The 26205-nt window shown below is 59.5% G+C and carries 25 protein-coding genes; 11 read left to right on the top strand and 14 right to left on the bottom strand.

Annotated features, from left to right (window positions below):
• The first annotated feature begins 91 nt into the window (after positions 1 to 91).
• From FFS64_RS18160 to FFS64_RS18145, 4 genes are all read left to right on the top strand, one after another.
• Positions 92 to 1018, top strand: coding sequence for a 4-hydroxyproline epimerase (locus tag FFS64_RS18160; protein ID WP_137806536.1), 927 nt, complete (start codon positions 92 to 94; stop codon positions 1016 to 1018).
• A gap of 50 nt (positions 1019 to 1068) precedes the next feature.
• Positions 1069 to 2016: a dihydrodipicolinate synthase family protein gene (locus tag FFS64_RS18155; RefSeq protein ID WP_137806535.1), complete on the top strand. Its 948-nt coding sequence runs from the start codon at positions 1069 to 1071 to the stop codon at positions 2014 to 2016.
• 73 nt (positions 2017 to 2089) lie between these two features.
• Positions 2090 to 3373, top strand: coding sequence for an FAD-binding oxidoreductase (locus FFS64_RS18150; RefSeq protein WP_137806534.1), 1284 nt, complete (start codon positions 2090 to 2092; stop codon positions 3371 to 3373).
• Positions 3374 to 3517: 144 nt separating this feature from the next.
• On the top strand, positions 3518 to 4264 hold the full coding sequence (locus tag FFS64_RS18145) for a metallophosphoesterase (protein WP_256660481.1): 747 nt from the start codon (positions 3518 to 3520) through the stop codon (positions 4262 to 4264).
• 98 nt (positions 4265 to 4362) lie between these two features.
• Here the strand turns inward: FFS64_RS18145 and FFS64_RS18140 are convergent, their stop codons facing one another.
• The 11 genes from FFS64_RS18140 to iolC form a co-directional block, all read right to left on the bottom strand.
• On the bottom strand, positions 4363 to 5385 hold the full coding sequence (locus FFS64_RS18140; RefSeq protein WP_007956055.1) for an ABC transporter permease: 1023 nt from the start codon (positions 5383 to 5385) through the stop codon (positions 4363 to 4365).
• A gap of 72 nt (positions 5386 to 5457) precedes the next feature.
• Entirely contained in the window at positions 5458 to 7023 is a 1566-nt protein-coding gene (locus tag FFS64_RS18135) for a sugar ABC transporter ATP-binding protein (RefSeq protein ID WP_137806533.1), read from the bottom strand.
• Positions 7024 to 7092: 69 nt separating this feature from the next.
• On the bottom strand, positions 7093 to 8019 hold the full coding sequence (locus tag FFS64_RS18130; protein ID WP_095193379.1) for a sugar ABC transporter substrate-binding protein: 927 nt from the start codon (positions 8017 to 8019) through the stop codon (positions 7093 to 7095).
• A 138-nt stretch (positions 8020 to 8157) separates the two neighbouring features.
• Positions 8158 to 9228, bottom strand: coding sequence for a Gfo/Idh/MocA family protein (locus tag FFS64_RS18125; RefSeq protein ID WP_137806532.1), 1071 nt, complete (start codon positions 9226 to 9228; stop codon positions 8158 to 8160).
• A 131-nt stretch (positions 9229 to 9359) separates the two neighbouring features.
• Positions 9360 to 10385 carry a Gfo/Idh/MocA family protein gene (locus FFS64_RS18115; RefSeq protein ID WP_137806531.1) on the bottom strand — a complete coding sequence of 342 codons (1026 nt, stop codon included), beginning with the start codon at positions 10383 to 10385 and terminating at the stop codon, positions 9360 to 9362.
• 32 nt (positions 10386 to 10417) lie between these two features.
• Positions 10418 to 12349, bottom strand: a complete 1932-nt coding sequence (gene iolD, locus FFS64_RS18110; protein WP_137806530.1) for a 3D-(3,5/4)-trihydroxycyclohexane-1,2-dione acylhydrolase (decyclizing) — start codon at positions 12347 to 12349, stop codon at positions 10418 to 10420.
• A gap of 67 nt (positions 12350 to 12416) precedes the next feature.
• Positions 12417 to 13238 (bottom strand): TIM barrel protein, encoded by an 822-nt coding sequence (locus FFS64_RS18105; protein WP_137806529.1) that lies wholly within the window; start codon positions 13236 to 13238, stop codon positions 12417 to 12419.
• A gap of 25 nt (positions 13239 to 13263) precedes the next feature.
• A complete protein-coding gene (locus FFS64_RS18100; RefSeq protein WP_137806528.1) occupies positions 13264 to 14766 on the bottom strand; it encodes a CoA-acylating methylmalonate-semialdehyde dehydrogenase in 1503 nt (500 codons plus the stop codon).
• Positions 14767 to 14810: 44 nt separating this feature from the next.
• Positions 14811 to 15620 carry a 5-deoxy-glucuronate isomerase gene (iolB, locus tag FFS64_RS18095; protein WP_137806527.1) on the bottom strand — a complete coding sequence of 270 codons (810 nt, stop codon included), beginning with the start codon at positions 15618 to 15620 and terminating at the stop codon, positions 14811 to 14813.
• The gene (iolE, locus tag FFS64_RS18090; RefSeq protein ID WP_137806526.1) at positions 15617 to 16510 is read right to left on the bottom strand and encodes a myo-inosose-2 dehydratase; all 894 of its coding nucleotides are present in this window, start codon (positions 16508 to 16510) and stop codon (positions 15617 to 15619) included. Before iolE ends, iolB begins: the two co-directional genes overlap by 4 nt.
• 158 nt (positions 16511 to 16668) lie before the next feature.
• On the bottom strand, positions 16669 to 18606 hold the full coding sequence (iolC, locus tag FFS64_RS18085) for a 5-dehydro-2-deoxygluconokinase (RefSeq protein ID WP_137806525.1): 1938 nt from the start codon (positions 18604 to 18606) through the stop codon (positions 16669 to 16671).
• 309 nt (positions 18607 to 18915) lie between these two features.
• Between iolC and FFS64_RS18080 the strand changes: the two genes are divergently transcribed.
• From FFS64_RS18080 to FFS64_RS18055, 6 genes are all read left to right on the top strand, one after another.
• Entirely contained in the window at positions 18916 to 19836 is a 921-nt protein-coding gene (locus tag FFS64_RS18080; protein WP_095193370.1) for a MurR/RpiR family transcriptional regulator, read from the top strand.
• A gap of 148 nt (positions 19837 to 19984) precedes the next feature.
• Positions 19985 to 21100 carry a Gfo/Idh/MocA family protein gene (locus FFS64_RS18075; protein WP_137806524.1) on the top strand — a complete coding sequence of 372 codons (1116 nt, stop codon included), beginning with the start codon at positions 19985 to 19987 and terminating at the stop codon, positions 21098 to 21100.
• Between the two features lie 570 nt (positions 21101 to 21670).
• Positions 21671 to 21901: a hypothetical protein gene (locus FFS64_RS18070; RefSeq protein WP_137806523.1), complete on the top strand. Its 231-nt coding sequence runs from the start codon at positions 21671 to 21673 to the stop codon at positions 21899 to 21901.
• A 32-nt stretch (positions 21902 to 21933) separates the two neighbouring features.
• Entirely contained in the window at positions 21934 to 22131 is a 198-nt protein-coding gene (locus tag FFS64_RS18065) for a hypothetical protein (RefSeq protein ID WP_137806522.1), read from the top strand.
• On the top strand, positions 22128 to 22589 hold the full coding sequence (locus FFS64_RS18060; protein WP_137806521.1) for a hypothetical protein: 462 nt from the start codon (positions 22128 to 22130) through the stop codon (positions 22587 to 22589). Before FFS64_RS18065 ends, FFS64_RS18060 begins: the two co-directional genes overlap by 4 nt.
• 81 nt (positions 22590 to 22670) lie before the next feature.
• A complete protein-coding gene (locus FFS64_RS18055; protein WP_137806520.1) occupies positions 22671 to 22985 on the top strand; it encodes a hypothetical protein in 315 nt (104 codons plus the stop codon).
• Here the strand turns inward: FFS64_RS18055 and FFS64_RS18050 are convergent.
• From FFS64_RS18050 to FFS64_RS18035, 3 genes are all read right to left on the bottom strand, one after another.
• On the bottom strand, positions 22979 to 23332 hold the full coding sequence (locus tag FFS64_RS18050) for a hypothetical protein (protein WP_137806519.1): 354 nt from the start codon (positions 23330 to 23332) through the stop codon (positions 22979 to 22981). The genes FFS64_RS18055 and FFS64_RS18050 overlap by 7 nt on opposite strands.
• A gap of 525 nt (positions 23333 to 23857) precedes the next feature.
• On the bottom strand, positions 23858 to 24910 hold the full coding sequence (locus tag FFS64_RS18040; RefSeq protein WP_137806517.1) for an ADP-ribosylglycohydrolase family protein: 1053 nt from the start codon (positions 24908 to 24910) through the stop codon (positions 23858 to 23860).
• Between the two features lie 11 nt (positions 24911 to 24921).
• The gene (locus FFS64_RS18035) at positions 24922 to 25176 is read right to left on the bottom strand and encodes a hypothetical protein (RefSeq protein ID WP_137806516.1); all 255 of its coding nucleotides are present in this window, start codon (positions 25174 to 25176) and stop codon (positions 24922 to 24924) included.
• A gap of 119 nt (positions 25177 to 25295) precedes the next feature.
• On the opposite strand from FFS64_RS18035, the gene FFS64_RS18030 reads away from it, so the two are divergent.
• Positions 25296 to 26168, top strand: a complete 873-nt coding sequence (locus FFS64_RS18030) for a WYL domain-containing protein (protein ID WP_137806515.1) — start codon at positions 25296 to 25298, stop codon at positions 26166 to 26168.
• The last annotated feature ends 37 nt before the right edge of the window (positions 26169 to 26205 follow it).

The raw sequence follows: 26205 nt of genomic DNA, 5'->3' as shown, positions 1-26205 counted from the left end.
TCAATCGTGGCCAGGCTGACGAGTTCACTCTGAAGCCATTGCAGGTGAGTTCAGACCCACAGCCTGCCGATCTCCTCTAATGGACGGGACTATGAAAAAAGTACATGTCATCGATTCCCACACCGGCGGCGAACCGACTCGCCTGGTGATGAAAGGCTTTCCCGAATTGCCTGGCAATACCATGGCCGAAAAACGCGATGCCCTGCGCGAGGGGCATGACCAATGGCGTCGCGCCTGCCTGCTGGAACCCCGGGGCAACGATGTACTGGTGGGTGCTTTGTATTGCGAGCCGGTTTCACCGGACGCCACCTGCGGCGTGATCTTCTTCAACAATGCCGGCTATCTGGGCATGTGCGGCCACGGCACCATCGGCCTGGTCGCGTCCTTGCACCACTTGGGACATATCAGCCCGGGCGTGCACAAGATCGATACGCCGGTAGGCCAGGTAAGCGCCACCCTGCATGAAGACGGTGCGGTGACTGTGGGCAACGTGCCCGCCTACCGCTACCGCCGACAAGTACCGGTCGTGGTGCCCGGCCATGGCCGCGTGTATGGCGATATTGCCTGGGGCGGCAACTGGTTTTTTCTGGTATCCGACCATGGCAAGTCGCTGCAGCTGGACAACGTCGAAGCACTGACCGAGTACACCTGGGCAATGCAAAAGGCGCTGAAGGACCAAGGCATCCACGGCGAAGACGGCGCCCTCATCGACCATGTCGAGCTGTTCGCCGACGACGATCATGCCGATAGCCGCAACTTCGTCATGTGCCCGGGCAAGGCCTACGACCGTTCGCCTTGCGGCACCGGCACCAGCGCCAAACTGGCGTGCCTGGCTGCCGATGGAAAACTGGCTGCGGGCGAACGCTGGGTACAAGCCGGCATCACCGCCAGCCAGTTCGAGGGCCGCTACGAATGGGAAGGCGAACGCATCCGCCCGTTCATTACCGGCCGCGCCTGGATGACTGCCGACAGCACGCTGCTGATCGACGAGCAGGACCCCTTCGCCTGGGGTATTTGAGCCCCGTACCTCCCTGTATATCTGGAACAACGTTCCAAGGAGCGACAACCATGAGCGACAACATCTTCACCGGTTGCATTCCCGCGCTGATGACACCCTGCACCGCCGAGCGCAAGCCGGACTTCGATGCCCTGGTGGCCAAGGGTCGCGAACTGATCGATATCGGCATGAGCGCTGTCGTGTACTGCGGCTCGATGGGCGACTGGCCCCTGCTCACCGAAGCCGAGCGTCAGGAAGGTGTGGCGCGCCTGGTCGCCGCCGGCATCCCGACCATCGTCGGTACCGGTGCCGTCAACAGCCGCGAAGCGGTGTCCCATGCAGCCCATGCGGCCAAAGTCGGTGCCCATGGCTTGATGGTCATTCCTCGCGTGTTGTCCCGTGGCGCATCCGCAACCGCCCAAAAGGCGCATTTCGCCGCCATCCTGAACGCCGCTGCGAATCTACCGGCGGTGATTTACAACAGTCCTTACTACGGCTTCGCCACCCGCGCCGATCTGTTCTTCGAACTGCGTCGAGAGCATCCGAACCTGATCGGCTTCAAGGAGTTCGGCGGTGCCGCCGACCTGCGCTACGCCGCCGAGAACATCACTTCCAGGGACGATGATCTGACCCTCATGGTGGGCGTCGATACCCAGGTGGTGCACGGCTTCGTCAACTGCAACGCCACCGGCGCCATCACCGGCGTCGGCAACGCACTGCCGCGCGAAGTGCTGCAACTGGTGGCCCTGAGCAGGCAGGCGGCCAAAGGTGACGCCAAGGCTCGCCGTCTGGCGCGCGAACTGGAGTCTGCATTGGCCGTGCTGTCGTCCTTCGACGAGGGCTACGATCTGGTGCTCTATTACAAGTATCTGATGGTGCTCAATGGCGACCAGGAATACACCCTGCACTTCAACGAGACCGATGCGCTCAGCGATGCCCAACGTCGTTACGCCGAGACCCAGTACGGGTTGTTCCGCCGGTGGTACGAGGACTGGTCGAAAGAGCAGAACCTGGTCTGACACCCGACTCGATTCACATCGTGGTGCGCCAATGCGCATCTTTTGCTGGATGACCCAACAGAAGCCCAGGAACATGACTTCCCTTAACTCAGGCAATACGCACAACCCCGCGGATATCGCCGTGATCGGCGCCGGCATCATCGGCGTCGCCTGCGCCCTGCGCCTGGCACGTCAGGGTCAGCGGGTGGTGGTCATCGATCATCAGGATCCGGGACACGGGGCTTCATTCGGCAACGCCGGGCATTTGGCGACCGAGCAAATGTTTCCCATCGCCGACCTGTCCATCCTCAAGCGTCTGCCGGCGATGCTCATGGACCCCATGGGCCCGTTGCGCCTGGACTGGAGATACATGCCCCGGGCATTACCGTGGTTCACCCGTTTGTTGCTGAACCTGCGACCGGCACCTTTCCAGCGCACCGTGGCCGGCATCCGCGCACTCAACGAAAGCAGCCTTGGCGCTTGGCAACGGCTGCTCGAAACGATTGCCCATCCGGACCTGCTGAAAGAGGATGGCTCGCTGTTGGTGTTCGAGCGTCCCGACTCGCGACAGGCAATCGACGCGTTACAGGCACGCATGCGCCATCAAGCAGTGCCCGTCGATTTATGGCAGGCGAGCGCAGTGCGCGAGGTCGCCCCGCAGCTGAGCGAGCACATTCAGGGCGGGCTGTTCTTCCCGCGCACCGGGCACTTCCTGGACCCCTACCGCGTCGTTGGCGAATTGGTGAAAGCGGCCAAGGCCAGCGGCGTGCAGTTCATCAAACATCAGGTGATGGGCGGGCGTGTGCAGGAGCACGGCGTGTCACTGCTCACCCACCAGGGCAGCCTGACTGCCCGCCAGGTCCTCATCGCCTGCGGCGCTCACTCCGCCAGGCTGACCGCCGCGCTGACCGGCAAAAAAGTGCCCCTGGACACCGAACGCGGCTATCACCTGATGCTGCCCCATGAACACCAGCGCCTGCCTTTCGCCGTCACCTCGCTGGAACGCAAATTCATCATGACCCCCATGGCCGACGGCCTGAGGCTGGCCGGCACCGTCGAATTCGCCGGCCTCGACAGCCCCCCGAACATGGAGCGCGCCTGGCAGTTGCACCGATTGAGCAAAGGCCTGTTCAAGCGTGATCTGAATGCCGAGGCTGCAACACCATGGATGGGGTTTCGTCCTTCGCTGCCGGATTCATTGCCGATTATTGATCGGGTGTGCGACGGCAAGGTGTTGCTTGCGTTTGGTCATCAGCATTTGGGTCTGACTCAGGCAGCGGTGACTGCTGAGCTTATTGTGCAGTTGACTTTGCCTCCCAGAATCACTGAGAGGCAAGGATTGCCGGCGATCAAGCCGTATCGACTGGATCGGTTTTGAGTGAACGAGGACAGCCGGCGGTCTTTGATGGGTCGACAGTAATAGGTCCATGAGTTTGAATTCCATTATCTCGTACCGGGCGACAGGCCTCTTCGTCAAACCAATGGCCTGACCGCCTCGCTTGCTGCAATGCCGGAGTATCCAATGTCCGAAACTACCGAGATGTCGCGCGTGAAGCACTTCGCCGCCAATACGGCGGGCCGGGATCTCGCGGTCGGCGACATTCACGGCCACTTCACCCGGCTACAGGCGGCGCTGGATGCGGTCAAATTCGATCCTGCCGTCGACCGCCTGTTCAGCGTCGGTGATCTGGTCGACCGCGGGCCTGAGTCGCTGGATGTCGATGAATGGCTGCTGCGCAAGCCCTGGTTCCATGCAGTGCGTGGCAACCATGAGCAGATGGCTGTTGATTCGAACGCCACCGGCCGCATCAGCTATGAATGCAGCCTGCACTTGCTCAATGGTGGCGCGTGGTTCTACGGGCTGTCGAGCATCGAGCAAGACCGCTACGCCAGCCTCTTTCATGCCTTGCCTCTGGTGATCGAAGTCGAGACCGCACAGGGCCTGATCGGCATCGTGCATGCCGACGTTCCGCGCGCTAGCTGGGGAGAAATGATTACAGCGCTTTCTGGATCGGCGAGGGAGGCCGACCACGTTGCCGCCATCCTTCAGTGGTCACGCAAGCGCTTGACTGACGAAAACCACACGGGTGTTGACGGCGTGCGGGCCGTGATCGTGGGCCATACGCCACTCAGGCAGCCGGTCATACTCGGGAATGTCTACCACATAGATACTGCGGGCTGGAAGAATGGTTACTTCACGTTGCTGGATCTGGCCACACTGGAATGTTTTCCGCCAATCGACCCTGCGCTCGATTACGGGTGGGAGTGAACGTCTTCTAACCTGACGCACGTCCGGGGTGCACGCTTACACAAGAAAGCCAGGCTACCCAGTGCCTGGTCCCCTTGTGCAATAGCTTGCAGTCAATGTCAGCGCTTGAGTTTGCGTTTGTTGCGGTACTGGTCGATGACCACCGCGACCACGATGATCAAGCCCTTGATGATGTCCTGGATGTAGGCATCGACCCCGACGAAAGTGAACCCGCTGGCCATCACCCCGAGGATCAGTGCGCCGATGACCGTGCCGGTGATGCGCCCTACTCCGCCTGCCAGGCTGGTACCGCCGATGACCGCCGCGGCAATCGCATCCAGTTCATAGGACATGCCCATCCCGGCCTGCCCGGTGGCGGCACGGGCCGAAGCGACCACGCCCGCCAGTCCCGCCAGCAACCCGGCGATGCTGTAGACGATGACCAGATGGCGCTTGACGTTAATACCCGATGTACGCGCCGCCTGCATGTTGCCGCCGATGGCGTAGGTGTATTTACCGTACTTGGTGTAGCGCAGCGCGATATGGAAGATCACCGCCACCACCAGAAAAATGATCACCGGCATCGCGCCGTGACCGATGGCCGTGTAGGAATCCGACAGCATGCTCACCGGCTGGCCTTCGGTGTAGTAACGCGCCAGGCCACGGGCCGAGACCATCATGCCCAAGGTGGCAATGAACGGTGGAATCCCGGTGATGGCAATGATGCTGCCGTTGATTGCCCCCGCCAGCAGCCCGACACCGAGCCCGGCAATCACTGGAATCCACACCGGCAAGTCGGTCAGCGACGGGAATACCGCCCGAGCGAAATCCGATGTCTGCGCCAGGCTGGCAGCGATCATCGCCGATAAGGCCAGCACCGAGCCCGACGACAGATCGATGCCGGTGGTGATGATCACCTGGGTCACGCCGATCGCCAGCAGGCCGATGATCGACACTTGCAGGATCATCAATACCAACCGTTGGGAGTTCATCAAAAAACTCTGGTCGCGCACGATCCAGCCGAACAGTTCGAACACCAGGCCGATGCCAATCAGCACCAGGAAGATGCTCAGCTCGGTCGGAAAGCGCCGGCGACTCTTGACCGGTGCCGTTGCCGGTTTGTTTTCCAGTATCGCGTTCATAACCATTCACCCTTCATTTGAAATCCGTGTGGCGAGGGAGCTCCCTCGCCACAGGACTGCGTTCACCTTGACTTAATGAACCGCGGACATGCCCGAGGCCAGTTGCATCACGCGTTCCTGAGTTGCCTCGAAGCGGTCGAGGGTGCCCATCAGGTCGCCCTCGTGCATGACCATCACCCGGTCGCTCATGCCGAGTACTTCCGGCAGCTCCGAGGAAATCATGATCACCGCCATGCCTTCGGTGGCAAGGCAGGCGATGAGCCGGTAAATCTCGGCCTTGGCCCCGACATCGATACCGCGGGTCGGCTCGTCGAGAATCAGGATTCTTGGGTTGGTCATCAGCCAACGCGCCAGCAAGGCTTTCTGCTGGTTACCACCGGAAAGCGTGTCGATGCATTGCTCCAGCGACGGTGTTTTCACCCGCAGTTTTTTGCACATGTCTTCACACAGTGCGCGCAGGGCTTTCTGTTGAATGAAGCCGTTACCGACGTAATGGGGCAGTACCGCCATTTCCATGTTTTCCAGCACTGACAGGCATGGGAACAGGCCACTGAGCTTGCGATCTTCAGTCAACAGCGCGAAGCCCTTCTCGATCGCCATGTGCGGGTCGCTGATGCGCACCACCTCGCCGTCGAGCCGGATCTCACCTCCGTCGCTTGGCGTGATGCCGAAAATCGCCTCGGCGACATTGGTCCGCCCCGACCCCATCAAACCGGCGATGCCCAGGATCTCCCCGGCATGCAGGTCGAAGGAGACGTCTTTGAAAATGCCGTCCAGCTTGAGGTTGCGCACCGACAGCAGCAGATCGCCGATCGGCTTCTCACGCACCGGGAACAACTGACTCAGCTCGCGCCCCACCATCATCGAGATCAGGCTGTCGCCGTCCATGCTGTCGGCCCGCTGCAGGCCGATGTAGGCGCCGTCACGGAACACCGCCACTTCATCGGCGATGCTGAACACTTCGTTCATTTTGTGCGTGATGTAGATGATGCCTTTGCCCTGGCTTTTCAGGTCGGCAATGATCGAGAACAGATGGGCGACTTCCTTCTCGGTGATGGCTGAGGTCGGTTCGTCCATGATCAGGATGTCGGAGTCGTAGGACACGGCCTTGGCGATCTCGACCATCTGCCGTTCGGCGATGCTCAGGTTGCCTACCAGCTCCTCCGGGTCGAGATTGATCCGCAGGCGCTCCAGCAGCTTTGCCGTGCAGCGGTGCATTTCGCGGTGGTCGATCATGTGGAAACCGTTGAGCTGCTCGCGGCCGATCCAGATGTTTTCGGCGATGCTCATGTGCGGCATCAGGTTGAGTTCCTGGTGGATCATCGCGATCCCGGCCTGGAGCGCCGCCAGGGGTGTTTCGAAGACCACCGGCTTACCCCGCAGGCGCAACTCGCCGGCATCCGGCTGGTAGATGCCGGCGATGATTTTCATCAAGGTGGATTTGCCTGCGCCGTTTTCCCCCATAAGCGCCAGCACGGAACCGGGACGCACCCGCAGTTGTACGTCGGACAAGGCCACCACACCGGGAAAACCCTTGCTGACGTTGATGATCTCCAGCAGGTACGGCTCATCGACAGGTGTTGCGGTTGGCTGGACACCCACCAACGGGGTGCTCGAAGCAGTCGCTGAAGCGAACATGATCAGGTACTCCATCAGCAAGGTCGCGTCGCAACCTTGCGTGCTTATTGTTGTTATCGAACGGATGGACTATTTGAACTGGTCAACGTTTTGCGGCGTGATCAGGCGAAACGGCACCCAGACAGCTGATTCGACCGGCTCGTTTTTCGCCATTTTCACGGCGGTATCGATGGAGCCGTCGGCCTGCCCCTTGGCGTCCTGGAACACGGAAGCGGCCAGCGAACCTTTCTTCACGGCATTCAAACCGTCCGGCGTACCGTCGACACCCGCAATCAACACGCTGCCTTTTTCGACACCAGCCTGTTGAAGCGCCATCGCGGCACCAATGGCCATCTCATCGTTGTTGGAGACGATCGCGTCGAACTTGCGGCCCTGGGTCAGCCAGTCGTTGACCAGGGTCATGCCTTTATCCCGCAGCCAGATACCGCTCTGCTCTTGCTCGATCTTGATGTTCGGGTATTTGGCCAGCACCTCTTTGACGCCCTTGGTGCGGTTGGTGGTGGAGTTGTTCGCCAGGTCACCCAGCAAAATCACGATATCGCCCTTGCCGCCCATCTTGTCGGCCAGGTACTGCATTTGCATTTCACCGGCCTCCAGGTCGTTGGAAGCGACAGTCACCACGCCTTTGGGCAGGTTCAGGTCATCGGGACGACGATTGACGTAGACCAGCGGAATGCCGGCCTTCACCGCGGCTTCAGTGATTTTTTTGGTAGCGGCTGTATCCACCGGATTGACCACGATGGCATCGACTTTCTGGCTGATGAAGCTTTCGACCTGGCTCAGTTGCTTGACCACATCGCTGCGGGCGTCTTCGAATTGCAGCTGGACGCCGTCGGGGTAAGACTTGGCTTTCTTGTCCATGGATTCACGCAGGTAGGTCAGCCAGGTGTCATCGAACTGGGACATGCTGACACCGATCTTCACATCGGCCAGCGCAGCGCCGCTGGCGAACATCAGGGACAAAGCGAGAGAGGCGAAACGGATCTTGGTCTTCATGAAAAGTCTTTCTCCACATTTTTGTTGGTTTTATGGATGAGGCGTGACGATTTCAGTAAGCGGACAAGCAGGAAAAGTGTTGAAACGTTGTGCGAAGCAGTTCGCTGGAAATGACTTTATTGGAAAATATTTTCTACATCAACCGATTTTAGAATTTTTTTCTGATTTCATTCCATGGCTCTTGAGTGGGCCCAATGCCACTACTTGATGACGCTCAAAACTAAGCCGCGCAGCGTCTAGTACGTGGGTAGTCGCCAGTGCATCACGGGCCTCGACCGGCAGTGGGCCACCGCTCTGTAACGAGGTTTTCAGCTGCAAATAGAACTGGTTCCAGCAGCCCCGCTCGGACGGCACCCGTTCGCGTACCTCACCCTGCTCGAACCAGCCCCAGCGACGATGCTCCTCGACGCCCCAGCGCTCGCCCTCGGATTTGGGTGTGAGCCCGGCGAGGGCCGACGCCTCCTGCCCGTCCAGACCATCGACGCTGTAGCAGCCCTGGGTGCCGGTCACACGAAAACGTGGGCCGGGGGTGTTTTGCAGACAACTGCCACCCAAGTGTGAAATCACGCCGTTGGCATGGGTCAGGGACATGAAGAAACCATTGTCGAAGGTCTGGCCTTTTTCGGCGTAATCCAGTTCGGCATACACCCGGGTGACGGGGCCGAACAGCAGTAGTGCCTGATCCACCAGGTGGCTGCCCAGATCGCGCAGGAAACCGCCGCCGCTGCCGTTGTTCACTGACTGCGGCGAATAGCGCTCGATCCGCGATTCGAAACGGGTGATCTGGCCCAACGCACCGGACTCAATGAGTTTGCGCACGGTGAGGAAATCCGAGTCCCAGCGCCGATTCTGGTAGACGCTCAATTGCACGCCCTGACGTTCGGCCATGGTAATCAGGGTTTGCGCCTGTTGCGTATCGGCGGCGAATGGCTTGTCGCTGACCACCGCCACGCCATGTTCGATAGCGTCGAGTACCAGTGCCGGGCGACCTTTGAGCGGCGTGGACACCACCAGCACATCGACCCCGGCTTCGACCAGTTGGCCAATGCTGTCGAAGGCCGGTACACCGGGATGCTCCGCGGCCAGCAGTTGCCGGCGCTCGGCAGAGCGGGTAACCACGCCCACGAAGGTCGCCGCCGGTAAACTGCTGATCAGCGGAGCATGAAAAAACCGGCCACCATGGCCGTAACCGACAAGTCCGATACGCATACACGTATTTCCCTAAATAGAACGCGGTCCTTGTGGGAACGGGCTTGCCCGCGATGACGGCGGTACATTTAACATTGATGTCGCCTGATACACCGCTATCGCGGGCAAGCCCGCTCCCACAGGTATTGCGGTTAGCCGTAGAAGTGGGGGCGGTCAGGGAGTGCGACTTTGACGATCTGGCCACTGTTTTGCGCTTCGATACACGCATCTGCGGCGACGGCAGCGGCAAAACCGTCCCACGCCGATGGCCCGCCCACCTGACCGGCCCGCACGCCATCGATGAACGCCTGCAACTCGACGTCATAGGCCGCAATGAACCGGTCCTTCCAGTCCATCAGAATCGCATTGGACAGCTTCGCCCCACTGCGCAACTGAACCTGCGACGGCTCCGGCAGTTTGGCGATGCCCGTCTCCCCCACCACTTCGCACTGGATGTCGTAGCCGTACTGGCAATTGACGAACACTTCCACATCGATGCGCGTGCCCTTGGCGGTTTCCAGCAGAACGATCTGTGGATCTTTCAAATGCGCGAGAGCCTTGCTGGTCTTGCGCGGGAATACCACTTGCACCGAAACGTAATCGTCATCGAGCAACCATCGCAGCACGTCCAGTTCATGGATCAGCGTGTCGGTGATCGCCATGTCGGTCTTGTAGTTTTCACCCACGGTCGGGTTGCGATGGGCGCAATGCAGCATCAGCGGCTCGCCGATCTGGCCGCTGTCGATCACGGCTTTCAATGCTCGATAACCTTCATCGTACGGACGCATGAAACCGACCTGTACCAGTCGCTTGCCGTGGGCCACTTCGGCCTCGACGATCTTGCGGCAGCCTTCGGCGGTGACCGCCAGCGGTTTCTCGCAGAACACCGGTTTTCCCGCCGCAATCGCCGCCAGTACAAACTCTTCGTGGCTCGGCCCCCAGGAAGTGACGAGGATCGCCTCGACTTCCGGCGCCTTGATCAGCGCGTGGCCGTCCGGATAGACCTCGGCGGTCAGTTTCAGATCGGCTACGACCTTGGCCGCTTGCTGCAAATTGATGTCGGTGACGGCGACGACCTGGCTGTTGAGCAAGGTCTGGCTGCAACGACGGATGTGGTCCTGGCCAATGGCCCCGGTGCCGATGACGCCTAAGCGCAAAGAATGAGTAAGCGATGACATGAAAGGACTCCTTGTTGTTCGATTCAGGGCAATCAGTACTGACGGGCCTTGGCCAGTCGTTCGTTCAGGGTCTTGGCCACCGCATCGGTCCGCGCGCTGGTGGAGACTTGCGCCACGCCGACCCGCCACCAGGACAGGTATTTGTGAATCATGGTCTTGGGCAGGACCTTGATGTCGATCAGCGTCGACACTGTCTGCAAGCGCGCATCGGCCAGCGCGGCCCGCAGCGCTTCAACCGTGTTCACCTTGTAGGTCTTGCAGCCGTAAGCCGCCGCGCTCATGGCAAAATCCACCGGCACGAAGCCGCCATCGAGCTTGCCGGTTTCAGGATTGCGGAACCGGAACTCGGTGCCGAAGCTGTCCATGCCGTGTTCCATTTGCAGATTGTTGATGCAGCCGAAGGTCATGTTGTCCAGCAGCACCACGTTGATTTTGCGATGTTCCTGGATCGAGGTTGCCAGTTCCGAGTGCAGCATCATGTAGGAGCCGTCGCCCACCAGCGCGTAGACCTCGTGTTCGGGTTCGGCGAGCTTCACGCCCAATGCGGCGTTCACCTCATACCCCATGCACGAATAACCGTACTCGACGTGATAGGTGTTCACGCCCTTGCTGCGCCAGCTGCGCTGCAGGTCGCCAGGCAAGCTGCCGGCGGCGGCGACGATCACGGCATCATCGGCCAGGGTCTCGTTAAGCACACCGAGCACCCGGCTCTGGGTCAGGCAGGAACCGGTCAGCTCGATGAATTCGCGCAGCACCGCCGGGTCCAGGTGGTCGTTGATTTCCGGGACGAAGTCCTGAGTCTGGTACTCGACCTGATAGATGCGGTCGACTTCCTCGTTCAATTGCGCCTTGGCTTCACCAGGTTGATCGCCCCAGCTGGAGCGGTAATCGCCCAGTGCTTCGGCCAGCGCCAGCAAACCGGTTTTGGCATCTGCCAGCAGTTGCACGCCGTCGAGTTTCAGGGCGTCGCACGGACTGATATTGAGGTTGAGAAATTGCACGTCCGGGTGTTTAAACAAGGATTTCGACGCGGTGGTGAAATCGCTGTAGCGGGTGCCGACGCCGATGATCAAATCCGCGTCCCTGGCCAACAGGTTCGCCGCCAGGCAACCGGTTTCGCCGATCCCGCCAACGTTCAACGGATGGCCGGACACCACTGCACTCTTGCCGGCCTGGGTTTCGGCGAAGGGAATATCGAAGCGTTCGGCAAAGGCCTGTAACGCCGCATTGGCGCCCGAGTATTTGACTCCACCGCCACAGATGATCAGCGGTTTGCGCTTGCCTTTGAACAGCGCCACGGCATCGCCGAGCATTGCTTGAGTCGCCGGACGACGCTCGATGCGGTGCACGCGTTTTTGCAGGAAGTAATCAGGATAGTCATACGCCTCGGCCTGCACGTCTTGCGGCAAGGCCAGGGTGACGGCACCGGTTTCGGCGGGGTCGGTGAGCACGCGCATCGCGTGGATCGCCGCCGTCATCAACTGCTCGGGACGGTTGATGCGATCCCAGTATTTGCTCACCGCCTTGAACGCATCATTGGTGCTGATGCTCAGGTCGTGGAACTGTTCGATCTGTTGCAACACCGGGTCTGGTTGACGGCAGGCATAAACGTCACCGGGCAACAACAGCAAGGGAATACGGTTGGCGGTGGCCGTTGCGGCAGCGGTCAGCATGTTCGCCGCGCCGGGTCCCACGGATGATGTACAGGCGTAGATCTTGCGCCGCAGGTGTTGTTTGGCGAAACCGATGGCGGCGTGAGCCATGCCTTGTTCGTTGCGGCCCTGATGGACGATCAGTTCGCCGCTGTCCTGCTCCAGGGCTTGCCCCAGCCCCAGCACATTACCGTGGCCGAAAATGGTAAAGATCCCGGCGACGAATTTGCTCTGGACGCCATCGACCTCGATGTACTGATTATCGAGGAATTTCACCAGGGCCTGGGCCATGGTCAGTCTTGTTGTGGTCATGCTTGCACCTTCCTTTGAAGCTGAATCCGGTGTGCGCTGTGGAGTGCTCCCGCAGGGGGAATTTCCATTAACCTTGAGATTTCTGCAGGTGATCCATGCTGGCGCCGATTGCCGATTGGATATCCGCCAGCCCATGGACGCTGTCGGCAAAGGGCTCGAACGACAGGTAGCCGCTGTAGCCGCTGCTGAGCAAGGTGTCGATTTGTGCCGCGTTGCCGAGAATGTCGCCCTCGCCCACCAGCACCCGATGACCGTCGCGGATGGTCGTCAGCGGCGCCTCGGCATCTTCGACACCGGAGATGTGCACCAGCCCGGTCAGCTCGGGAAAGAATTCATGTTCGCTGGCCAGGTGATGGTGAAAGGTGTCATGCACCAGGCGGAACACATCCAGCCCGCCGATGGCCTTGATCGCATCGACCGCCGTGCGTTTGCGCCGCAGCGAGCATTCTTCGAAGCCCAGCGGTTCGATGAAACCGAGGATGCCGTGATCGCGCAGGATCGGCGCCAATTCACTCAGCGCCGTGCGCAGGCCTGACGCGCGCTCGGCCTCGCTGCGCGGATCGGCACGGTCGTTCAACGGGCACATCACCAAACCCTGTGCGCCACAGTCACGGGCATAAGCGGCAAGCTTGCGGGCTTGCGTGCGGCGCTCGTCATTCCAGACATCGAACGGATACAACGCATTGATCGACAATACGGTGATGCCCTTGGCCGCACACAATTCACGGACGTGCCCAGGCGCGGTGCCATCCTCGATCTCGACGCCTTTGAGGTCGTTGCGGATCTCGATGGCGTCGGCCTTGAGGGTCACCGCCAATTCGATGAACGCAGGCAGGGACAAACGTGGGGCGACCATACGGTTCAGGGCGAAACGCAGGGGTTTGCTCATTATTGTTGTTCTCCGCACAGGTGAATTATTTGGCCGTCGGCATGCTGAATTCAGGACCCTTGGCAATGCTGTCGGGCCAGCGCTGCATCACGCTTTTGTAGCGACTGTAGAAACGGATACCTTCTTCGCCGTAGGCATGGTGGTCGCCGAACAGCGAGCGCTTCCAGCCGCCGAATGAATGCCAGGCCATGGGCACGGGAATGGGCACGTTGATGCCGACCATGCCGACCTTGATGCTGCGGGCAAACGAGCGTGCGATGCCGCCATCGCTGGTGAAGCAGGACACGCCGTTACCGAATTCATGGGCATTGATCAGCGCCACGGCGCTGGCGAAGTCCGGCACGCGCACGATGCCCAGCACCGGCCCGAAAATCTCTTGCTGGTAGATGCTCATTTCGGTCGTGACGTGGTCGAACAGCGTCGCGCCAACAAAGAAGCCGTTCTCGGCTCCCGGCACCTTGAAGTGACGTCCGTCAACGATCAGTTGCGCGCCTTGGGCCACGCCCTGATCGATGAAGCCCTCAACCTTGGCCTTGTGTTCGGCAGTGACCAGTGGCCCCATATCGCTGTCACCCTGCATACCGTTGCCAACCTTCAATTGATCGATACGTGGCAGCAGTTTGGCAATCAGTTGATCGCCGACATCACCGACGGCCACGGCAATCGAAATCGCCATGCAGCGCTCACCGGCCGAACCATACGCAGCGCCGATCAGGGCATCCGCCGCTTGATCCAGATCCGCATCGGGCATGACGATCATGTGGTTCTTCGCCCCGCCCAGCGCCTGTACACGTTTGCCGCGCGAGGTCGCTTGTTGGTGGATGTATTCGGCAATCGGCGTCGAGCCGACAAAGGAAATCGCCTCGATGTCCGGGTGTTGCAGCAAAGCGTCGACCGCCACCTTGTCGCCCTGGACCACATTGAACACACCGTCCGGCAACCCGGCTTCGGTGAGCAGGCGGGCCATCAGCAAACTGGCGGAGGGATCACGCTCGGAGGGTTTGAGGATGAAGCAGTTACCGGTGACCAGCGCCAGCGGGATCATCCACAACGGAACCATCACCGGGAAATTGAACGGCGTGACCCCGGCGCAAACACCGAGGGGCTGGCGCAGGTTCCAGTTGTCGATGCCGCCGCCGATGTTGTCGCTGAACTCGGTCTTCAGCAAGTTCGGCGCACCGCAAGCGTACTCGACGATTTCGATGCCGCGGGTGACTTCGCCTTTGGCGTCCGAAAAGACCTTGCCGTGTTCGCGGCTGATGATTTGCGCCAGTTCGTCGTGATGGCGATCGAGCAATTCCTTGAACTTGAACATCACCCGCGAACGCCGCAGGGACGATTGTTCGGACCAGGCCGGGAAGGCCTTCAGGGCTGAGGCGACGGCGTCGTCCACGGTCTTCTGGCTGGCCAGCCCGACCCGCGCCTGAACGCTGCCGGTGGCCGGGTTGAAGACATGGCTGAACCGTTCGCTACCGCTGTCCTGCACTTGTCCGTCGATGTAATGGCCTACAACCTGGGCATCGCTCATTGTGCGTGTTCTCCGTGCAGAGCTTGAAATTCAGACGTTGGAATTCAGAGATCCAGCAGCCAGCTGTGCTGCGGATCGTTATGGAACTGCCAGATGCGCTTCGGGCCGGCCATTACGTTCAGGTAGTACGACTCGTAGCCGTACGGCACGCTGACCGGGTGATAGCCCTTGGGCACGACCACCAGGTCGCTGTTTTCCACGGCCAGGGCCTGATCGATGCTGCGATCGTCGGTGTAGACCCGTTGGAACACGAAGCCCTGGGGCGGGCTGATCTGGTGGTAATAGGTTTCTTCGAGAAAGCTCTGGTGCGGCAGGTCGTCGGTGTCGTGCTTGTGCGGCGGGTAGCTCGACGAGTGCCCCGAGGGCGTGCGCACTTCCACCACCAGCAACGAATGGGCGGGCTCGGTGTCCGGCAAAATGTCGCAGACGTAACGGGTGTTGGCACCCTTGCCGCGCACGCTGCGTTTCATGGTTTCTGGTCTGATCAGGCGTGGGCCGTGGTTGGCGGTGGCCGAACCGGGTGCGGCACATACAGCGATTTGCACATCGCTCAACGCAACGACTTGCGCCTGGCTGCCGGGTGGCAAGTACGCGGCGAACGGGGATTTGTCTTCGAACACCGATTGGCGATCGCCGATGTTGTCCCAGTCGAACGCGCCCTGCCCCGGCGCTTCACCCTTGAGGCTGACCCGGCCGCTGAGCAGCACCAGGCACAGTTCTTTGTCGCCAGATGCGACTGGCAAGGTTTCACCCAGGCTCAATCGATAGGCAGCGAAGCCAACGTATTGCAGCTCACCTTCGCCCAACTCGACCATGGTCCGGCCACGGGCATTGCTTTTGACGAGCAGGCTCATCGTGCAGTCCTCTCGTCGAGCAGCGCGCGCAAGGTGTCGAAGCCTTTTTTCGCGTAGACATAACTTGGCGCCACCGCCGGGTCCTGCTCGGCCTCGACCACCAGCCAGCCGTGGTAATCGGCCGCCAGCAGCACGTCCAGCAGTTCGGCGAAATTGATGTCACCGTCGCCCGGCACGGTGAAGGTGCCGTTGATGATGCAGTCCGGGAAACTCCAGAGGTTGTTGCGCGCCAGCTGCACTACCGGTTTGCGCACATCCTTGAAATGCACATGACAGATGCGCGAGATGTGTTTGCGCAGCACCTGCAAGGGTTCACCGCCCCCCATGTAGCAATGGCCCGAATCGAACAGCAGGCCGACCTCGCTGCCGGTCAACGCCATCAGGGTGTCGATGTCCGACGGGGATTCGACGTAGGCGCCCATATGGTGGTGATACGCCAGACGTACCCCCTGTGACAGGGTGAAGCGTGCCAGCTCGGTCAGTTTGTCAGCGTATGCCTGCCACGCCTGTTCGGTGTGAAAACGCGGGCGTTCGACCAGAGGAATGCGTTGGCCTTGAATCGAGTCAGCGACTTCACCGTAAACCAACACCTTGGCGCCGTTCTTTGCCAGCAACTCGACATGACTGCCGATGGCGTCGATTTCTTCGGCCACGGAGCGGCGTGCCAGGCGACTGGAATACCAGCCGGACACCAGCGCCAGGTCATACGGGCGCAGCACATCGCCAACGCCTTTGGCGTCCTTGGGAAACTTGCCGTTGAGTTCAAAGCCTTCGTAGCCGATGTCCTTGCCTTCGCTCAGGGCGGTACTCAGCGGCGTCTCGCCACCGAGGGACGGCAGGTCGTCGTTGCTCCAGGAGATCGGGTTGATGCCAATTCGGATAGCGGGCATGGCTGCACCTTTTATTGTTTTACACACATCAGTAAGAACGACGTAGGACCCTGTGAGAGCGGGCTTGCCCGCGATAGCGATCTAGCAGTCACATTGATGCTGAATGTGCCGCCTTCATCGCGGGCAAGCCCGCTCCCACAGGATTTCGCGGTGTGACATCAGGCGCGGGCACTGCGCCAGGCATCGATCAGCTCGACAAAGGTGCCCTGTACCTGACGGATCAGTGCCTCATCGTCGATTTCACCGGCCATCCACGCGCGGCTCGGCTCCTGAAAAATCGTCCGGCCGACGGCAAAACCGCGACAGGTCCGGCTCTGACTGGCTTGCTGAAACCCTTCGGCCAACGCCGTCGCTGGCGCGTTCAAGCCCAGCAACACCACGCCACGGCAGTACGGATCACGCTCCTGGATCAGTTCGTCGAGTTGCTTCCACTCCTCGGCACTTTGCGCTTCGATCTTCCACCACGCCGGGTAGATGCCCAGGTTGTAGAGGCGTTTGAGCGCGCGATACAGCACGTCGGGGTGCGTCGAGGGGTGATCCTTGGGCGGGATGATTTCCAGCAGCAGCTCATGTCCGCTGACTTGCGATGCCTGATACAAACCCTTGATCTGCGCTTCCTGTTCCAGGCGCAGCATGGGCTCGTCGTCAGGGTGGAATTGCACCAGGCATTTGATGATTTGCTCTTGCGGCCAGGCGATCAGGTTGCTGCCGATCGAACGCCCGTGTTCGAAAGCCAACGGCCGGGAGCCTTGTACTTCGACCGGCCGCGCCACCCACCAGCCACGACCGGTGGCGGCGTTGAGCGAGTCCTGGCCGAAACGCTGGTCCGCCAGCAGCCCGACATCGGCCTCGATGCCCTGCTTGCGCAAATCGATTTCTACCCGCTCCACGGCTTTGATGAAGAGTTGTTTGAGTTCACCGATAGCGTTGAGGTCGCGTCCGCCCTTCTGGGCCAGCTCCACCAGTTGCCCGCGATGGTCGAAGGCAAAGATGAACAGTTGCTTCCACTGTTTGCGCGGCACGCTGACCTGGTGCAGGCGCTGCAGCGTGGCATCCTGATCCGGCCGGGTAATCGGCACCGGACTATTGAACAGGTAATCGAGTTCGGCGCGGGTCGGCATGGCCGGGGCGCAGGCATGACGCGAGACCACCAGGCCGCCGCAGGCATTGGCCAACTGGCAGCAACGCTCGTCGCTGGCGTCCTCCAGCCAACCGCTGAGGAAGCCCGACATGAAGGCATCGCCCGCGCCCAGTACGTTGAGTACCTCCACGCGCACGCCAGGATAAATCGCGCCGTCTTCGAGGCGGGCCGGGATATCCCCGTGAATCACCGTGCAACCCTGCGGGCCGAGCTTGACCACCAGGGTCGCCGCGCTCAGGCGCCGGACATTGCGCAACGCCGTGAGCAAGTCCACCGCGCCACCGGCAATCAGAAACTCTTCTTCGGTGCCCACGATCAGGTCGAAACGCGGGAGGATTTTCTGCACGTGCTGACTGACGTTCTGGTCGGCGACGAAACGGGTTTCGCCGTCTGCCTTGCCGGCAAGCCCCCACAGAACCGGGCGGTAGTCGATGTCCAGAACCCGTTTGACGTTATGTTTTTCGGCGTAGTCCAGCGCCTGGATGCTCGCCTTGTAGACGCCGTCGGTGGAGAAATGCGTGCCGGTGATCAGCAAGGCTTTGCTGGAGGCGATAAAGGTTTCGCTGATGTCTTCGGCCCGTAGCGCCATGTCGGCGCAGTTCTCGCGGTAGAACACCAGTGGAAAGGTTTCGCGATCCTTGAGACCGAGCAACACCATCGCGGTCAGGCGCTCCGGATCAACCTTGATACCGCTGGTGTCGCAGCCTTCGCGGGCCAGGGATTCGACCAGGAAACGCCCCATATGGTCGTCCCCGACCCGGCTCAGCATCGCTGACTTCAGCCCCAGTCGAGCGGTACCGAATGCGATGTTGGCGGACGATCCACCGAGGTACTTGGCGAAGCTGCTTACATCCTCCAGCCGCGCCCCGACTTGCTGCGCATAAAGGTCGACGCCAAGGCGTCCCAGGCAGATGAGATCCAATTGACGCCCACTGGCAAAACGAGTCTGGCCCATGCTGGCTCCTGTTATTTTTATCAGCCTGTGTTCAGGACGATGACCGCGCCGAACACTCTTGGTGGATGCAGACTAAAACGACCGGGACCGAACAATCAATAATTATTCCAAATATTTTTACATGGAATATTTTTTCCAATAAACTTTGGTACAGGCGTTCCAGACGCGATGCATCGTTTCAGCAAGCTTCATACCACAGCAAGCTCAAGATTTTGTCCGGGCCGACCCTGTAGACTGCGCACAGCCAACCTATTGTCAGGGGACGAGGTGAACAATCGTCCCTATAAGAACAAGCCAGAAGGATTCCCTATGTCCCGCACCGATCAGCCGGCTACGACCGAAAGCACGCCCGAGAGCGATCTTGTCAGCCCCCCGATCAACGCCGAGCGTTTGTTGCAGCTGATCACCCAGGAATACGAAAGCCTGCCGCGCCAGCTCAAACGCATTGCCAGCTACATGAGCCAGCAAAGCGACCGGATCATGGTCGACCGCATCAGCGACATCGCCCGCGAGTGCGAAGTGCACCCGTCGGCCATCGTGCGGTTTTCCCAACGTTTCGGCTTCAGCGGCTTCAGCGAAATGCAGGCGCTGTTTCGCGAGGCGTATACCCACAAAACCACGCCGGTGCAGAACTACCAGCAGCGCATTCGCAGCATGATCGCCAACAAGTCGCAGAAAGCCAGTGGTGGCGACCTGGCGCGCGAGTGCATCAACGCTACCCTGTCAGGCATCGAGCGACTGGGGCTGGAACTCGATGACCAGACCTTCGACAAGGCAGTGGACCTGGTGGTCAATGCCGACAACATCTACGTGGTCGGCGTGCGCCGTTCGTTCGCCGTGGCTGATTATCTGGTCTACAACCTGCAACACACCAACAAACGCATCCACCTGGTATCGGGCCTTGGCGGCAGCTACCGCGAACAGATGCGCAGCGTGCGCGCCAATGACCTGGTGATCGCCATCAGCTTCACGCCCTACGGCAAGGAAACCCAGCACTGCCTGCGCATTGCCCAACACCATCAGGCGAAAACCCTGATCATCACCGACAGCAACCTCTCGCCCCTGGCCAAGCGCGCCAATGCCGTTCTGCTGGTCAACGAAGGCAGTTCGTTCGCCTTCCGCTCACTGAGCGCGACGCTGTGCCTGTGCCAGGCACTGTTTATCGCCGTGGCCTATCGACTGGAATTGAAGGTCGACGAGATTCACGAGCAGGTCGGGTTCGAAGACTGACCGAGAACTGGCGCCACGGCTCCGCGCATAGCCAAGGATTTTTGGGTAGCGGTTCACGCATCATGTAAATTTTATTCTAAAAATTGATGTTAGAGAATTTTTATTCTATAAATTGGATCTCTGAAAACAAGAATTCAAGGATCCTGTCATGCGCGAACTCGGAATCGGACTTATCGGCACGGGCTTCATGGGCCGTGCCCACGCCCTGGCTTTTCGTAACGTCAGCGCGGCATTCGAACTGCCCTTCACGCTTCGCCTCGCTGCCCTGGCCGACGCTGATCCCGTTCGTGCGCAAACCAGCGCCACTGCTTGGGGCTTCGAGCAAGCCCATGGCGACTGGCAGCAATTGATCGACGACCCCAGGGTCAACCTGATCGCCATCACCACACCCAACCACCTGCACTACCCGATGGCCATGGCCGCTATTGCCGCGGGCAAACCGGTGTACTGCGAAAAACCGCTGGCGGTGAACCTGGAACAGGCCAATGCCATGCACCTGGCGGCCAGGCACGCAGGCGTCGTCACTCGTGTCGGCTACAACTACCAGCACAACCCGATCATCGGCCTGGCGCGCGAACTGATTCTGAACGGCAGCCTCGGCGAGATCATCAGCTTTCAAGGCGAATTCAGCGAAGACTTCATGGCCGATCCAGCGTCCCCCTGGTCATGGCGCTGCGAGACCGAACACGCCGGCGGCGCACTGGCGGATCTAGGCAGCCACTTGCTGGCCATGGCGCGCCATCTGCTGGGCAATGTCGAATCGGTGTGTGCCGACGCCCAGACCGTACACCGCCAACGCCCGACCACGGCCGGTAGCCAGGATCAACGCCGCATTGCCGTCGACGATCAGACCCATGCCTTGCTGCGCTTCGCCAGCGGCGCGCGTGGCACCTTCAGCAGCAGCTGGCTCAAACACGGCTACAAGAATCACCTGAGCTTCGAAATCAGCGGCACCCGAGGCACCCTGACATTCGATCAGGAGCGTTTAAATGAACTACGCCTGTGCCGCGTCGGCCAGGACGGTTTCCAGCGCTTACTGGCCGGCCCGAACCTGCCCGGGTACGCAGCATTCAGCCCGGCACCGGGGCATCAATTGGGTTACAACGAGTTGAAGACGCTGGAAGTGCATGAGCTGATCATGGCCCTGGCGGGGCATGGACAAGCCGGCACTGATTTCGAGGAAGCCTTTGAGGTGGAGCGACTGGCGACGGCGATTCGATTGGCGGCGCGGGAGCGGCGGTGGGTTGATGTTAGGGAGGTTTGATCGCCAAGTCGTAAAGCAGCGCAAGAAGCACGAGAAAAACGCAGCCAGGAAAGCCGCTCCGGGCATCGAAAAGTCAGCCATTTCTATCGGGTTGAGCAGGCCAGCCGCTAAAGAAGATGATGACTCCGGGTATCGATAGCCCAAGCAGATATTGACCGGGATTCCGTGAAGAACCAAGAAAAAGCCCACCCTGACCAGTTGCGGCCACTCAGCATTTCTCTGAAACAGCTGGCAGGGCGAACCACTGAACATTATTCGAGTGAGCCTTTCTCGTATATCAGCTATTCCCTGATACCCACTGTCAGCGCCCCCACCGAATTCATCCGACTGCAAACCAAAACCTTACAACTCACAGCATGCCCGTGGAGCGTTTAGCTTTACGACGATTTTTCTTTGCCAAAGCAACTGATACATAGTCCCCTACGAGATCAAAGCCAGGCACCGACCTTTGCGGCACTCTTAACGTTGTTGTCAGTCTTCCGGATCTTCCTCTTCATCCGGCTTGCACCTGGCTATCAGGTCAGCCATCAATCCAGCAATGGCATCAGTGTTGGCTTCCAGTACCTGTAGGTGCTTGCTGACTCGCTCAGAAGTGTTTGTGGAGCCACGCTGATCGATCCAGATACCGAGCCGCCTGTGCAGAGCGTGCGCTTCCAGGTGAAGAACGTCGGCAACGCCTATCACGTCGTGGATCTGGTCACCAACAAAACAAAGGCCTTCCGCTGGACTTACGCGGCGGCCGTCGATTTCGCCATGCAGCTCGAGGAAAAGGCCAAGCGCGAACCCGGAGGTGCAAAGTGATCGGCGTACCAATACCAAACCCGCGAGACTCGATGATCGACGACCTGAACCGAAAGCTGGACCAGTTCTTCGGCTCCGGTGGCAAGGCTGAACCGGCCGCCACCTTCAAGCCTGAGCCTCGCCCAATCCGCTCGGACAAGATCGATCCCGACACCGTGCTGAAGCGCCGGCGCCCCTCCCCATCCCACGCGGAACGCATCGCACTGCGGCGAATCACGGAGGAGCTATGAGCAAGCGCAAGGCAAACAACGGCTTCCCCCGCGCCGAACGAAGCTGCCGGGCGCTGCTCAGGACCAACCACGTCGCCGTGGTGAACATCGACCCCAGCGGCATGCAAATCATGGCGAACTGGAAGAGCTGCCGGCAGATCCGTAACCTGGCGATCGCAAACGCCCTGCTCGACTTCTCCTACCACTGGACGATCTACATCAGCGCCATGTGTCGAGACGAACGCGGCGTTGAGTACGTCAAGTCGGTGGAGATATCGCCGGAGGGCATCTACAAAGTGGAGCGCCTGACAGATGCCATCGAGCATTACTACCTGGAGCTGCGAAACAGCTGCAGCCCGAACCACCTGGTTGCGTCTGGATGGATCGCCGTTCCTGCCGAGGTGTCGCTCGAAGAGGCCCAGGCTGCGAAGCTGTTCTATACAGCCGGCGCCTGGCATCAAGTAAAGGTCGCAGCATGAAGCGCATCAGCAACCAGGTGCGCCAGCGCCGACGACAGACATGGCTGGATATACCGGCCCACGGAATTGAAGAGGCAGGCCATGGCCAAGAGCAATGCGGAACGTTCAGCGAAGTCCGCGGCGAAGAAGAAGAGCCGCGGCGTAGAGGAAATTCGGTTGCACTGCCTGTCCAGCACACGGCAAGCACTTGCTGAGTTGATGGCCTGGAGCGGCATCGAGGAACAGGGCGAGGCGATCACACTGATGATTCACCATCTGGACGGCCTTGGCCCGGGGGGCGCCTTGCCCCTACTCACGCCTCCGCGACACGAATTCGTGGTATCACCTATCGTGGTGCGGAAGCTAGACCTGGCTTTTAAACTGAATGCGATACGGTTAGCTCATGATGATCAATGATTTTTCTTTGCTTCATGCTGTATCAACCCAATCGCAAGTAGAAACAATACACCTTCATAGACTATGAAGCCGATCAACCCAGCCCATAAAGTAAATGGCACATCGTTTGCGCTTTGTATCTTCAATAGAAGATCGCCTGACAAATCTGGAATGAGCTTGACTATCAAACTTTTGGTGTAGGAAGCCGAAATTTGCCAAGCTGCGGTCAGCGCAACCGCAATGTTTAATACCTTAGTCATCCATGGACTGATGCTGCCCTTGTAAAAGTCTGGTTTCTGCCAAGCCGCCGCACCTAGCGCTATCACTGCTGCGCTTAGAAGCCCCCACAAAAACGTCTCCACACTCATATCCCCAATTCGCCCCATGTCGGGCCGAACACAAATACCCCACTTCAACGAATCACGCCAGCCGGCGAGAAAGGAAGATGATAGAGGCGTGGCGGCAGCTTAAACCTGGATCAGAACGCTAGCCTGCTGTGAATCAATAGTTGGGATCAGCCCAGAGCCCTGTTGATGTGCGAGCCAGGCCCGAGTCAGCTTCACGTCGAATCGCCAGCCATGGGTTTCCATCCAAACAAGCGCTGTATGGGTAACTCGATAGTGTCCGCACTTCGCGCACGCTCTTTCCTGGTAATCATCACCAGCATCAACGTCCGAAGCAGGCTCATCGCAAATTAGGCATTCCATAAATACCTCCACTGGCTGAACCCCTAACTATAGACGATTCCCACCCCTTCACCGCCCGGGCATGACCCGGCATAGGACGCCCCATGCCCACAGAAAACCGAAAGGCCTATCACCTTGGTGAAGGCTCCAAAGCCTACGCAGCGAATAGCTCAGTGGCGAAATGAAAATGCGCCGCCATCAGTTCCCTCACCCGCCGGGATACATCTGCTTGATCAACTGATCGAACTCTCCACCATACCCACAGTAATCCCGCGGAACGCGCTCAATATCCTCGGCAATCTGCGCAATCACCTCGCGCAACTCCAATTGTTCGAACCACCGAGCAGGTATCGCCGCAGCGCCATACTGAACACCAAGTAGGTGTCCAGCGATCAGCCCGGTGCCGTCGCTGTCGCCACCATGATTCACTGCCGTGATCACGCCCTCCTCAAACGAGCTCGCCGTCAGGGCACACCAAAGACCAATTGCCAGCGACCCTTCAGCGACCCAACCGCCACCTAGTTCGTCGATGCGTTGCGGGGTGGGCCGGTAGCCTTCATAGAAGAAGAACAGCACACGTTCGATAAGGCTGCGGGTTTCTTCCATACCGGGCTCTTGCCCGTATTTGGCCAGGCTTTCGGTGATTGCGTGTTCGAGGCTGTCTTGCCGGTCAACCATACGCTGGAGGATGTCAGCGAATAGCCCTGCCGCAAGGTAACCGCTGGGGTGCCCGTGAGTCAGGCGCCCGGACTGGGCAGCGTAGTCGAAGGCGTTGCCAAAGAATGCACAGGGCGCTACGCGCATCACGGCGCCACAGCCTTTACTGTTGTTTTCGGCGACGGCGCCTAGACGTGGACTGACTTTGAGTGCATTGAGGCAGGTAGTGCCAGGGGCACGCCGAGACCAAAGTTCTGGCTGCTCGATCAGCCACCCGTCCGTGCTGACCGGAATCGCCGTAGGGTAATCCTGGGTCATCAACCAGCGCAGCAACGCATGATGGATAATGCTGGGAACGTGGCAAATCCCTCGCGAACTGCCGCACACATAAGCCCGCAGCAAGCCTTCGGCCGTGAAGAGCATCATCTGCGTGTCGTCGGTGATGGCACCGGTGATACCGAAAGCTGGGGAAAAATCAACGATTCCCTGTGGACCGAATTTAGCTTCGATTGCAGGCCAATCGAGGAACTCTACCGCGGCGCCCAATGCATCTCCGACGGCACCACCCAGAAGGCAGCCTTTGATCCTTTCAAGTCTGTTCACATCCTTCTCCTTCACACTGCTGGTATCAATTCTTGCAAAATCACGAGCTTTCTTTGCAACTGCTCGATGTGCGCTTTCTCAGCGCGCAGAGCCGAGCGCAGCTCCCGGTTCTCCATTTCGCAGATCCGTGCCCAACGCGCGCTCTTTTGATAGCCAAGAGCCATTTGCCAGAGTTCACGCAACCTCAGGTACTGCAGCAGAAGCACCAGCAGGATTGCCCCCATCATCAGCAAAGCACCTGTCGAAACCGCTTCCGACATACTCATGTCCACTTCCTTCCGTGAGTTCGATAAATCTCGAAGACAGACACAAGATATGTAGTGTTAAACGACAGGTCTAGAATGTAGACTTATACAGGTAAAGTATTCACGCACATGGAGCGGTCATGAAACGCAAACAAGACATCGAGCAAGTTCGCTGGGATCTGGCACTTCGCTATCGTCTGATCGAGACTGTCGCCTGGTGGGAAGGCCGGCTGACCACAGTGCACCTGATCCAAAGCTTCGGGATCAGTCGTCAGCAGGCGTCCAAGGACATCAACACTTACATCACCGAACATGCGCCTAAAAACCTTACATATGACAAGCAGCTGAAGGGCTACGTCCCCAGCAAACAGTTCAAGCCATTGTTCATCGACGACAGCGCCAGCGCTTATCTGCACCTGCTGAACCAGACCCATTCCCGTGCGCCGCATGTGGAAGGTTTGGCCTTGGCGTATGCCCACACCATGGTTCTGGAGGTGCCGGACCGGACGATTCGACCTGAAGTGTTGCGCCCATTGCTTAAGGCATGCCGCGACAGCGAGGTTATTGAAGTCGAGTACGTTTCACTCGCTAACCCGGCTCCAGAAACTCGCTTGATTGCACCACACACACTGATTTACACCGGTATGCGTTGGCATGTGCGGGCGTATTGCGAGAAGAATCGTGAATACCGGGATTTTGTGCTGAGTCGTCTGCGCGGCCAACCGGAGTTCGAACGCAAGACCGAGAACCTCATCGACGAGGATGAAGACTGGAACACCAAGGTAGCCGTGATCATCGAACCCGACTCAAGGCTCAAGCCAGAACAGAAAGCAATCATCGAAGCCGATTTCGGCATGGAGAATGGTGTGCTGGTCATTCCGACACGCCGCGCCTTGGTCAAGTATGTGTTGCAACGCTTTCAAATCGATCCGAAAAAGCTCGACCCCAAAGCGGCGGCGCAGCAGATCGTGGTGAAGAATCTGGATGAGTTGAAGCCTTGGCTTTATGAGTGACTCAACCCGGCATTTTGATTCGTGACGAACTGCATCA

This window comes from Pseudomonas sp. G(2018) (assembly GCF_005502415.1).
GTDB lineage: Bacteria > Pseudomonadota > Gammaproteobacteria > Pseudomonadales > Pseudomonadaceae > Aquipseudomonas.
The sequence above is the reverse complement of the archived record's forward strand: the minus strand, read 5'-3'. Positions and strand labels throughout refer to the sequence as shown.